Origin of the sequence: Pseudomonas sp. ICMP 3272 (assembly GCF_001466905.1) — a bacterium.
Taxonomy (GTDB): domain Bacteria; phylum Pseudomonadota; class Gammaproteobacteria; order Pseudomonadales; family Pseudomonadaceae; genus Aquipseudomonas; species Aquipseudomonas amygdali.
This window is the reverse complement of record NZ_LKEK01000087.1, coordinates 1-11,122: the sequence shown is the minus strand read 5'-3', so window position 1 is coordinate 11,122 and position 11,122 is coordinate 1. Positions and strand designations below refer to the sequence as shown.

The following is an 11,122-nucleotide window of genomic DNA, read 5'->3' as shown; positions in this document are numbered from 1 at the left end:
CTGCGCTGCACAGGTCAATTCAAGGAGGACGCAGAGCCTCCAGAACGGCATGCCCACGCTGGAGCATGGGCACGATAGTGTTCCTGCGGTCTGCGCTGCACAGGTCAATTCAAGGAGGACGCAGAGCGTCCAGAACGGCATGCCCACGCNTCCCGCATGTCTCTCGACTGGCGGGCCTTAGTGCAGTTTCATCCGTGGTTCGGTGCCTTTGCCGATCTTGCTGCCCAGCATCAGCATCAGGGTGCGGAAGGTGCCGTACAGCGCCATCTGGTGCATGCGATACAGCGACACATAGAACATCCGCGCCAGCCAGCCTTCAAGCATCACGCTGCCCATCAGGTTACCCATCAGATTGCCGACTGCCGAGAAGCTCGACAGCGAGATCAGCGAGCCGTAGTCCTTGTAGGTGTACTCCGGCAAGGTCTTGCCTTCGATCCGCAGGCGCAGCGATTTGACCAGCAAGGATGCCTGCTGATGAGCAGCCTGAGCGCGTGGCGGGACGTTGCGGTCGGTGCCTTTTTGCGGGCAGGCGGCGCAGTCACCGAAGGCGAAAATATTCTCGTCACGGGTGGTTTGCAGCGTCGGCAGCACTTGCAACTGATTGATCCGGTTGCTCTCCAGCCCATCCAGTTCATGCAGAAACGCCGGAGCCCGAATACCCGCCGCCCAGACTTTCAAACTGGCCGGGATGACCTGCCCGCTGGCCGTGATCAAGCCGTCGGCGGTCACTTCACTCACCGCGGCATTGGTCAGTACCGTCACGCCAAGTTTTTCCAGTGTCTTGTGTACCGGCGCGCCGATACGCTCTGGCAATGCAGGCAGCACCCGAGGCCCGGCTTCGATCACGGTAATGCGCAGGTTTTCCGGCTTGATCTGGCCCAGCCCGTAAGCGGCCAGCTCGTGCGCCGCGTTGTGCAGCTCTGCCGCCAGTTCAACACCGGTTGCACCTGCGCCTACAATGGCAACAGTAATTTCCTGCGCGCTGTCAGCCTGACCTGCGTGAGCACGCAGATAGTGGTTGAGCAGTTGCTGGTGGAAACGCTCGGCCTGCTTGCGGCTGTCGAGAAACAGGCAATGTTCCGCCGCGCCCGTGGTGCCGAAGTCGTTGGTGGTGCTGCCCACGGCGATGACCAGCGAGTCGTAGCCCAGACTGCGTGCCGGAACCAGTTCGGCACCGTTTTCATCCAGCGTCTCGGCCAGGTGAATCTGGCGACTGGCGCGGTCCAGCCCGGTCATACGCCCGAGCTGGAACTGAAAGTGGTTCCACTTGGCCTGCGCTACGTAGTTCAGCTCGTCCTCATACGAGTTGAGCGAACCGGCCGCGACCTCGTGCAACAGCGGTTTCCAGATATGCGTCAGGTTGGCGTCGACCAGCGTGACACTGGCCGTACCTTTCTTGCCCAGGGTTTTACCCAGGCTGGTCGCCAGCTCCAGACCGCCAGCGCCGCCGCCAACGATAACAATACGATGCGTCATAAGGATTACTCGGAAGGTTTAAGGAATTCGCGGGGAGCCTGATCTTCGCGAGCGCAAGGCAGCTCATAGCGTCAGAAGGCTCGATAAACGGGTTCATCACGGCAACACCGGGATCAGGAGCGGCCTGCGCTCGACTGGATGCCGGTTTGCCTGAAGGTACTCTTCGACACACCTTTGCGGTTCCGGGTTCAGGTGGCTGCTCAATTTATGCGTTGTCTCAAGCGTGCTGACGGGCAGGGGGCCATGGATCGGTGATTTCCAACGGCTCGACCTGCAACACATCGTCCAGGCGGATGATGCCGCTTTGTAACACTCGCGCTGTGATTCCGCCATGCCCACGCACCGCCTGAAAGGTTCCGCGACCAAGGCGCTGTTCCAGCCGCGCACAAGGCTGGCACCAGCCCGTGGTTTCAAAAATCGCCTGGCCGATACGAAAACGTCGGTTTTTCAGGCTGAACAGGTTGATGCCGCTGATCACCAGGTTGCGCCGCAAGTCCTGTGGCACGATGGGGTTATCCGCAGAGCGGTTCAGTAACGAACCGACCACAGCCAGATGCTCCCACTGGATCAACGTCACCTGCCGTGCATTGCGCGGGCCAGGTCGCGAATGATCGCCGGTCAGCCCCGCTTCGCGCCGCGCTTCCACCGCGTCCAGTTCGATCATCTCGACCCGCGACTCCGGACGCACACCAATCCAGCGCACACGGCCTTGTTGAGGCACATCGGCCAGCAGTTCCTGCAAGGGGCTCATAAACTGATTCCAACATCGAAAACGACACTGCGGCCCAGGTTGGTACGCAGAAAATCCGGAGCGCCCGGATGCGCGAACAATACCCGAGCAAAGGTCGGCCCCACCAGCGACAACGAACGCCAGCCCTGACGCAGGTACTCGGTCGGTGGCGGAAAATGACTGTTGAGGTCCAGCACCTCGCGTTTGAGGCTGGCGAAGGCGATGATATCCAGCCCGCCCAGGTCAATGCCGCGTTCGCGATAATTGGTGGATTTCTTGCGCAGGGTAGGGGCGAGTCGGTGCAGCAGTTCAGAGGCGGGAATCCGTTTGGGCTTGGCCTCTCGACGTACCAGTTGGCTCAACGAAAAAGCGCTACGTCGTCGCGCCAGCTCCTCACGCCACTCGTCATTGAGACGACGGCCCTCATCGAGCACAAAAAACACCTCGAAACGCCCGTCACGAAACAGCACATCCGGCGGCTCCTGAGTGGCAGGCGTGAAGTCCTCATTGCGATACGCAATGTTCAGCCCCTGCAACAGGCGCTGACAAACCCAGCGCTCACGCTCCCACTTCCGCGCATTGGAAAGAAAGGCGTTGGCTTGTTCGGCCTGGATCGTCAACAGGCGTAGGTAGTCTGAGTCATCCATAGGGCCAAGCTTAGCGTTCAAGTTGCCATGACTGGAAGAGTGAATGCAGGTGTGTAGACTGGCAATTCATTTTTTGATCGCTTGCGAAAAATGCCCGCAGGCGCTGCTTTTATCGAGGATCTTCAGGACAAGCCAAAAGGCGTTCTGAGATCACGCCACACGGTGTTCGCCATTCCCTAAATGCGCGATTACCGCTATCGCCTCATCCTTCATCGAGAGGTGCGCGTTGTGCCGCAGTACGCAGGCGATGACGATAAAGGGCTGTGGTTACAGTTGCGCGACGGGCAGCTGATCAGTCAGCCGCCTAAAGCTTTTCTGTACGGCGCCGAAGGCATGAAAAGCCAGTCAAATGGTACTCAGAATATGCATTCAGGAATTGGATATTGAAAGCTAATGCACTCTTCGCCGGGCTTTTATTTTTTTGTCTTTCAGAGGGCGCATTGGCATCAGTGCAAAAAGGCCAGGATGCGTACAGTCAAGGACTGTATGAGCAAGCATTTTCTCTCTTCCAGAAGGAGGCTGCCAAGGGCAATGCTGAGGCCGAGTACTACATCGGGTTGCAGTATGAGGAGGGGAAAGGTGTATCCAAAGATACGCTAAAGGCCTTTGAGAATATCTCTGCCGCCGCACAACAGCGGCTGGTGCTGGCTCAGTACAGGTTAGGTTTTTTTTATGAAAACGGTATTGGCACAGCTGTAAATCTATCAAAGGCTGCTGACCTTTATAAGGTCGCTGCGGAGCAAGGTTTACCTGCTGCACAGTCCCGATACGCACTTATGCTTGGCGAAGGAAGAGGCGTAGAAAAAGATGAAGCGTCAGCGGTTGGCTTCATACAGCGTGCCGCTGACAGTGGTGATGCCGAGGCGTTGAATATTCTGGGCGTGGGGTATATCGAAGGTCGTGGTGTCGGCCGTGATGCGGTCAGAGGTTTTCGCTTTCTTAAATTGGCAGCCGAGAAAGGCGATCTCCTGGCGCAACGAAACCTTGCTAAAAGCCTCGCGGAAGGAACGGGTGTCGAGAAAGATGAGTATGAGGCATTTAAATGGTATGAGAAATCTGCTGAGGGAAACGACCCTATCGGTCAACTGGCGCTGGGCCAAGCCTATGAGTATGGCAAAGGTGTAGATCAGAACTATGAGAGCGCCCTTGCCTGGTACCGGCGCAGCGCTTCAACTGGCTATGCCCCTGCGCAGTACAAGATTGGATATTTTTATAACGTTGGCAAAGGGACAGCGACGGACTACAAAGAGGCTCTTTATTGGCTTAGGCTCTCAGCTACTCAAGGGCTTGCCGTTGCGCAGGCTGATCTGGCAAGTCTTTTTGAATCAGGCCGTGGCGGTGCTGTTGATAACGCCACAGCTGCAAAGTGGTATCGATTGGCTGCGGCTCAAAGTATGCCTCGTGCGCAGTATCAACTTGCGCTCATGTTAAAAGAGGGGCGTGGTGTTGAGCGTAACTATGCAGAAGCGCTGCTGTATTTTCGTGCGCTCTCCGCGGAGCGCATTGCCTATGCGGAAAACGAGTTAGGCAACATGTACAAACACGGCTATGGTGTTCCCCAGGATTACTCGAAAGCTATGGACTGGTACTGGAAAGCGGCAGGACAGGATGACGACGTCGCTTTCGCGAACCTTAGCCTGATTTATGAGAAAGGTCTGGGTGTTTCGAGAAATCCAGTGATTAGCTATGCCTTGATGAAGTGCGCGTCTAGCATAAACCCTGACAGCGAAGTCTACAAAGATGCGATAGATAAGGTTGCGCAGGAGATGAATTCCGGAAAGGCTGTGGATGGAGACAGACTTTCGCACGAGATTTGTAGAAACAAGAGCGTTGCTGTCGATAACTATCTGAAATAAGAATTTTTGCTCAGCTTGTTAACGATTTGGAAAACGCGTCATCCTGCTCTGAAAAAAAAGGGCGGGGTGGTGAAGGTAAAATTATCCTGAAGCAGGAACATGGCAGTGTTTATTTTGGGTTTGGCGGTTTATGTGTTGGGCGGTATAGGTCTCTATTATTTTACCGGTCATTTAACAGCTGCCGGTGAGGTGATGAATGCCACGTATGCCTGGATTTATCTTGACGCGGGAGTTCGAATATCGACCTATCAGTTTACTTGCTTTGGTTGGTCGACAGTATGCCACGCTTGTTGGATGGCACTTTTCTCGCCAAAGGGTGTGGTGTGGGTAGGCAGTATGAGATTTTCAAACGTCGTTTATTTGTTTTTTAGAACGCTCGGTTATTTGTTTTTCTGTCTTTTTATTCTGGCGATTGTTGGAGTGGGGGTTGCCAAGAGGCCATTTTCTGACTTTCATCAATTCTTTTCCATACTGGTTCCCTGTCTTTTGCTGGGAGGCTGGGTTTGGTCTGCACGAGATTTTCTGATTGCGGTTTCTGGGCTCAGGAAAATGAGCGTCAGGTGAATATACCCTTGAGAGTTTGACCACAGCCGCTTGGAGTCAGGCGACTGTGAGGCAGCCTTCGTGAGTAATGCGGATCGCCGCCGCGGTCACTCCGACACCCGTTGGACAGAAGCAGAGTTGCCTGCGCATTGAGGGCTATCAATGCCCCCGGTGCGGAGCCTCCAGATCACCCGAGAACAACTCATCCTCGGCATCCGGGCTCACCGGAATCGCATGCTCTTCAGAAGCCCAGGCTCCCAGGTCGATCAGTTTGCAGCGCTCTGAGCAAAACGGGCGGCTCGGGCTGGCGGCGCTCCATTCCACCGGGGCATCGCAGGTTGGGCATTGGACGGTCATTGGTTGGCTCATGATTGGCCTCCACGCAAAGTAAGGTAAAAGTGGTGCAGCCGCTCGACTTCGCTGTTCAGCCAGGCGTGATCGCGGTCATTGACCAGCACATCGTCGGCATGACGCAAACGGTCTTCACGCTGGATCTGCACCTTGAGAATGGCTTCGACCTGCTCCTGGCTGGAACTGTCGCGCAGCATGGTGCGCTCTATTTGCAGGTGTGCCGGAGTATCAATAACCAGCAGGCGCTGCACCATGCGGTATTGTCCGGATTCGATCAGCAGCGGCGAAACCAGAATGGCATACGGCGATTTGGCCTTGGCCAGATGGCTGACGATTTCCTGATTGATCAACGGATGCAGCAGCGCTTCCAGCCAACGTCGCTGCTCCGGGTTTTCAAAGATCAGCTTGCGCAGCGCGCCGCGATTCAGCTCGCCGCTGGCCTGCAATACGCCTTTACCGAAGTGCGCGGCTATCTGCTCCAGCGCTGGACGCCCTGGCTCGACCACCCAGCGGGCGGCGTGGTCGGCATCCACAGTATCGATGCCAAGGTTGGTAAAGCACTGCGCCGCTGCGCTTTTACCGCTACCAATGCCGCCAGTCAGGCCAAGAATCCAGGGTTTTTGATCAGGGTGAGTCATCTGAAACCGGCAAACTGCATGTAAGAGTCGGTTATTTGACCACCCCAGAGCAAAGCGATCCACCCCGCAATGGCCAGATAAGGACCAAAGGGGATCGGCGTACCGCTTTCGACCCTGCGCACACGCATCATGATCACCCCGAGCACCGCGCCCACCAGCGACGACAGCAGGATGGTCAACGGCAGAATCTGCCAGCCGCCCCATGCGCCAAGCATGGCCAGCAACTTGAAGTCGCCATAACCCATGCCTTCCTTGCCGGTCACCAGCTTGAACAGCCAGAACACCGACCACAGCGCCAGATAACCGGCCACCGCGCCCCAAAGCGCATCGTTCAGCGACGTGAACAGCCCGAAAGCGTTGACGATGAGGCCCAGCCACAGCAGTGGCAGCACCAGAGAGTCAGGTAACAGCTGGTGGTCGGCGTCGATCAGACTCATCGCCAGCAGGCCCCAGCTCAACACCAGCATCGCCGCTGCCTGCCAGCCGAAGCCGAAACGCCAGGCGACGTAGGCCGATAACACTGCGCAGGTCAGCTCTACCAATGGGTAGCGTTTGCTGATGGGGGCTTTGCATTGTGAGCATTTACCGCGCAGCAGCAGATAGCTGATGACCGGCAGGTTTTCCCACGGGCGGATTTTGTGCGCGCAGTGCGGGCAACTGGAGCGGGGGCGGTTCAGGTTGAAGGCAGGCTGATCAGGTTCGGCGGGCAGGCCGAGCATTTCACGGGATTGGGCTTTCCAGTCGCGCTCCATCATTCTGGGGAGACGGTAGACGACGACGTTGAGGAAGCTTCCGACGATGAGGCCGAGTAGGCAGCAGGTAATGACGAAGGCCAGCGGTGAGCTGGCCAGGAAATCGAGGAGGGGCATTTCAGACAACGCTTCCGAGTTTGAAGATGGGGAGGTACATGGCAATCACAAGGCCGCCGACAATAACTCCCAGCACCGCCATGATCATCGGCTCCATTAGGCTGGTCATGTTATCGACCATGTTGTCGACTTCATCCTCATAGTAGGTAGCAACTTTATCGAGCATATTGTCCAACGCACCGGACTCTTCGCCTATGGCCGTCATCTGGATTGCCAGGCTTGGAAATACGCCGGTCGATCGCATCGAAAAGTTCAACTGCATGCCTGTGGAAACGTCTTGTTTTACCTTGTTTACAGCATTTCTGAAAACAACATTTCCGGTAGCTCCGGCAACTGAGTCGAGTGCTTCCACCAGAGGAACTCCTGCTGCGAATGTAGTCGCAAGTGTCCGCGCGTAACGAGCTACGGAAGACTTGAAAATAAGCGGTCCAATGATCGGTATTTTCAGCAGGAATCGATCAATATTGTCGCGAAACTTTTGAGACTGCTTATAAGCCCGCTTGAACAAAAAAGCGCTTACAAAAAACAGACCAACTATTGCTAACCACCATTTCTGTACGATATCGGATAAGCCGATTACCATGAGAGTGAATGCGGGTAGCTCTGCGCCAAATCCTGCAAAAACTGACTGAAACTGCGGCACCACTTTGATGAGCAAAATACCTGACACGATAATTGCGACGATCAATACAGCAATAGGGTATGTCATGGCTTTTTTGATTTTTGCTTTGAGCTTTTCAGTCTTTTCTTTGTAGCTAGCGACGCGGTCCAAGAGACTCTCGAGTGCACCTGCTTGCTCGCCCGCATCGACCAAATTACAAAACAGGTCGTCGAAGTATTCTGGTTTTTGCCGAAGAGCCGTGGCAAAGCTGTTGCCGGCCGACACCTCCTGCTTGAGTGAGCCAACCAGTGCACGCATGTTCGGGTTTTCTGCACCCTCGGCAATGATGTCAAATGACTGCAGAAGCGGCACACCTGCCTTCATCATGGTCGCCATCTGCCGAGAAAAGAATGCGATGTCCAGCGGCTTGATCTTCTTGCCCTTGCCGAATATTGATACAGCCTTCTTGCGCACCTTGGTCGGATTGATGCCTTGCTTGCGCAGTTGGGCCTTTACGAGTGCGAGGTTATGGCCGCTCAGTTCACCACTGGTTTTGGTGCCTTTCTTGTCAACACCTTCCCACGTGTAAACGATGACTTTGACTGCCTTGCTGGCCATTTTTAATCCTTGGTTACGCGGTTAACTTCTTCAAGACTGGTGATGCCTTGCATGGCTTTGGATAACCCTGAGGTTCGCAGGTCATTGAATCCGTCCTTGCGCATCTGTCTGGAAATCTCCAGAGAGTTGCCTTCTTCCATGATGATGCGTTCCAATTCAGGCGTTTTTTTGACCACTTCGTAAATACCGACCCTGCCCCTGTAGCCCCCGTTGCACTGCTCACATCCCACTGGCCCATAGATTTTGAAACTGCCAACCTTTGCTTCCGGAAAGCCTTCCTGGATAAGTGTCTCGCGAGGAATATCGAGTTCTTTCTTACAATGACTACACAGCTTCCGCGCCAGTCGTTGCGCAATAATCAGATTTATCGCTGTAGCAATGTTGAATGCTGCGACACCCATATGGTGAAGTCGCGTCAGGGTTTCTGCAGCGCTGTTGGTGTGCAAGGTGGATAACACCATATGACCGGTTTGAGATGCCTTGATAGCGATTTCGGCTGTTTCCAGGTCTCGTATCTCACCGACCATAATTACGTCGGGATCTTGACGCAGGAATGCGCGTAAAGCCTGAGAAAAGTCCAGCCCCTGACGCGGGTTGACGTTAACCTGATTGATGCCTTCCAGGTTGATCTCTACCGGGTCTTCAGCTGTGGAAATGTTGATGTCCACTGTATTAAGAATGTTCAGGCCAGTGTACAGCGAAACGGTTTTACCCGAGCCAGTGGGGCCGGTTACAAGAATCATGCCTTGTGGTTGCTTCAGCGCTTCAAGATACAGCGCTTTTTGTTCGGGCTCGTAGCCCAGAGCATCAATGCCCATCTGCGCACTGGTCGGATCGAGGATCCGCATTACGATCTTCTCGCCCCATAGCGTAGGCAAGGTGTTCATACGAAAATCGATGGCTTTGGTTTTGGACACCCTTAACTTGACGCGTCCGTCCTGCGGTTTGCGCCTTTCCGAAATATCGAGGCTGGCCATGACTTTCAAGCGCGCGGCAATACGGTTTGCCAGATGAATCGGCGGTCTGGCGACTTCATGCAAGATGCCGTCAGTACGCAACCGCACGCGGAATATCTTTTCGTAGGGCTCAAAGTGCAGGTCGGATGATCCTAATCGGATAGCATCCATCAGCATCTTGTTGACGAAACGTACCACCGGGGCGTCGTCAGCGTCATTCTGCGTAGCAAGGGAGGTTTCCTTGCCGTCAGCCGGTTCGATGTCCAGACCCAGATCTACATCTTCCAGATTGCCCAGACCGCTATCACTGTCAAAAAAGCGATCTATAGCAGTAGTCAGCTTGTCATCTTCTACCAGAATCGCTTCGGTGTTCAGGCCAGTGCTGAACTGAATATCAGTCACCGCCTGATGATTGGTCGGGTCCGAAATCCCGATAAACAGTTTATTGCCGCGCCGCCACAGCGGCAGTGCGTGATGTTGTCGAACCAGCTTTTCACTCACCAGGCCTTTAGGCTGGCTTTCTTTGTCCAGGCTGGCAAGGTCCATGAATGGCACGCCAAACTGGTCGGAAGCCATTTCTGCCAGCGTCAGGCTTTTGACCAATTTGTTCTGTACCAGATAGCTCGCCAACGAAATCTTGTCACGGCGCGCCTGTTGATACGCTTGCTGCGCAACAGATTCAGTAAGTAGCTCGGCGAGGACCAATTGTTTGGCCAAGCCAGTGAGGACAGCATCAGTCATAAAACCACCAAGGACAGACAGTGTGAGGGTTATAGCGCAGTCGGACTGTACTGCCAAATAGCAGCGAAGGATGTGACAAAAATTGTCAGTTTTTACGAATTTCTGAAGGTCCAAGCACCGTTCAAGCCCGTTTTAGCCTGCGAATCATCATTGATCTCACATTGGCATGACGTGTGCTTTGAATTGAGCAGGGCCCCCAAATTGACGCCTCGGAGAAGTATGCAATGAAATCACAAAAAGGTTTTACACTGATAGAACTGATGATCGTTGTTGCGATTGTTGGTATTTTGGCGGCGGTGGCACTGCCAGCGTATCAGAACTACACAATGCGAGCTCGTTTTACGGAAGTCACTTCCGTCGCTGATACATACAAAACTGCGGTCGCACTTTGTATACAGCAACTGGGTACGCCTCAAGGCTGTAACTTGGGTACTAACGATATCCCCGCCAGCCAAGCAACAACGTACGTAAATAACGTTGCTGTTGCCAACGGAGTCATTACAGTAACGCCTCAAGGTGGTATTCCAGCAGCTTCTACTTATGTGCTCTCGCCGACTCTCAACACAAACTCCACAACTTGGGCTTTGGGCGGTGGATGTTTGGTGGCTCAGGCGCCTGCACCAATTCTGTGTAGAGCGAACTGAGTTATCGTCAGGTTTGGCCTTATGCTGGTATCCGTAACCGGCAGGAAGGCCAGTTTGTTGGTAACTCGAAGGTAACAGGTTCAATCCTGTTTTAAACGAAAAAATCCCGATCACCGATCGGGATTTTTTAGCAGTTTTTTACCGCACAACCCAATCAACCCGAGCCCGCCCCTTGAACCTCTTCCTCACCCCAACCACCAACAATCCCACCACCACAAAAAAGATCGTATTAAACACCGGAAACGGCTGATCACGACTCGTCACCGCCTCAACCTTGCTCACGTTGGGAAACATCGACAGGATCGTTATGCGCCAGCCGTAATAACGAATCAGCGCCAGCTGCTGGGCATCACGCGAGTAGCCCTGGGCTTTGGCCTGGATGTCGGCGGAGTCGAATTTGAAGTACCACGGGAAGCTCCAGCCGATATCTTCGTTGCGACTAAATATGATTT

At 54.4% G+C, this 11,122-nt stretch carries 13 protein-coding genes and 1 pseudogene; 4 read left to right on the top strand and 10 right to left on the bottom strand.

Annotated elements, in window-relative coordinates; genetic code table 11:
• Positions 1-177: 177 nt before the first annotated feature.
• From AO068_RS23150 to AO068_RS23140, 4 genes are all read right to left on the bottom strand, one after another.
• A complete protein-coding gene (locus AO068_RS23150) occupies positions 178-1,476 on the bottom strand; it encodes an NAD(P)/FAD-dependent oxidoreductase (protein ID WP_058409571.1) in 1,299 nt (432 codons plus the stop codon).
• 96 nt (positions 1,477-1,572) lie between these two features.
• On the bottom strand, positions 1,573-1,758 hold the full coding sequence (locus tag AO068_RS29360; protein WP_235592584.1) for a DUF3094 family protein: 186 nt from the start codon (positions 1,756-1,758) through the stop codon (positions 1,573-1,575).
• Positions 1,694-2,227: an MOSC domain-containing protein gene (locus tag AO068_RS23145; RefSeq protein ID WP_002553209.1), complete on the bottom strand. Its 534-nt coding sequence runs from the start codon at positions 2,225-2,227 to the stop codon at positions 1,694-1,696. Before AO068_RS23145 ends, AO068_RS29360 begins: the two co-directional genes overlap by 65 nt.
• Positions 2,224-2,853 carry a DUF1780 domain-containing protein gene (locus AO068_RS23140; RefSeq protein WP_058409570.1) on the bottom strand — a complete coding sequence of 210 codons (630 nt, stop codon included), beginning with the start codon at positions 2,851-2,853 and terminating at the stop codon, positions 2,224-2,226. The genes AO068_RS23145 and AO068_RS23140 overlap by 4 nt, the downstream gene beginning before the upstream one ends.
• Positions 2,854-2,937: 84 nt before the next feature.
• On the opposite strand from AO068_RS23140, the pseudogene AO068_RS23135 reads away from it, so the two are divergent.
• The 3 genes and pseudogenes from AO068_RS23135 to AO068_RS23125 all read left to right on the top strand — a co-directional run.
• A pseudogene (locus AO068_RS23135) lies at positions 2,938-3,240 on the top strand (hypothetical protein); the annotation flags it as partial.
• On the top strand, positions 3,237-4,709 hold the full coding sequence (locus AO068_RS23130) for a tetratricopeptide repeat protein (protein WP_058409569.1): 1,473 nt from the start codon (positions 3,237-3,239) through the stop codon (positions 4,707-4,709). The pseudogene AO068_RS23135 and the gene AO068_RS23130, both read left to right, overlap by 4 nt.
• 99 nt (positions 4,710-4,808) lie before the next feature.
• A complete protein-coding gene (locus AO068_RS23125) occupies positions 4,809-5,273 on the top strand; it encodes a hypothetical protein (protein ID WP_177342400.1) in 465 nt (154 codons plus the stop codon).
• A gap of 138 nt (positions 5,274-5,411) precedes the next feature.
• Here the strand turns inward: AO068_RS23125 and yacG are convergent, their stop codons facing one another.
• The 5 genes from yacG to pilB are packed head-to-tail and all read right to left on the bottom strand — an operon-like array spanning position 5,412 to position 10,026.
• Positions 5,412-5,621 carry a DNA gyrase inhibitor YacG gene (yacG, locus tag AO068_RS23120; RefSeq protein WP_002552020.1) on the bottom strand — a complete coding sequence of 70 codons (210 nt, stop codon included), beginning with the start codon at positions 5,619-5,621 and terminating at the stop codon, positions 5,412-5,414.
• Positions 5,618-6,241 (bottom strand): dephospho-CoA kinase, encoded by a 624-nt coding sequence (coaE, locus tag AO068_RS23115; RefSeq protein WP_057404258.1) that lies wholly within the window; start codon positions 6,239-6,241, stop codon positions 5,618-5,620. Before coaE ends, yacG begins: the two co-directional genes overlap by 4 nt.
• On the bottom strand, positions 6,238-7,110 hold the full coding sequence (locus AO068_RS23110; protein ID WP_058409568.1) for a prepilin peptidase: 873 nt from the start codon (positions 7,108-7,110) through the stop codon (positions 6,238-6,240). Before AO068_RS23110 ends, coaE begins: the two co-directional genes overlap by 4 nt.
• A 1-nt stretch (position 7,111) precedes the next feature.
• Positions 7,112-8,329, bottom strand: a complete 1,218-nt coding sequence (locus tag AO068_RS23105; RefSeq protein WP_058409567.1) for a type II secretion system F family protein — start codon at positions 8,327-8,329, stop codon at positions 7,112-7,114.
• 2 nt (positions 8,330-8,331) lie between these two features.
• Positions 8,332-10,026, bottom strand: coding sequence for a type IV-A pilus assembly ATPase PilB (pilB, locus tag AO068_RS23100; RefSeq protein ID WP_058409566.1), 1,695 nt, complete (start codon positions 10,024-10,026; stop codon positions 8,332-8,334).
• Positions 10,027-10,250: 224 nt separating this feature from the next.
• Between pilB and AO068_RS27515 the strand changes: the two genes are divergently transcribed.
• Positions 10,251-10,670 carry a pilin gene (locus AO068_RS27515; RefSeq protein WP_080395091.1) on the top strand — a complete coding sequence of 140 codons (420 nt, stop codon included), beginning with the start codon at positions 10,251-10,253 and terminating at the stop codon, positions 10,668-10,670.
• A gap of 138 nt (positions 10,671-10,808) precedes the next feature.
• Here the strand turns inward: AO068_RS27515 and AO068_RS23095 are convergent.
• A partial coding sequence (locus AO068_RS23095) for a DUF1523 family protein (RefSeq protein WP_152999761.1) occupies positions 10,809-11,122 on the bottom strand: 314 nt, incomplete at its 5' end.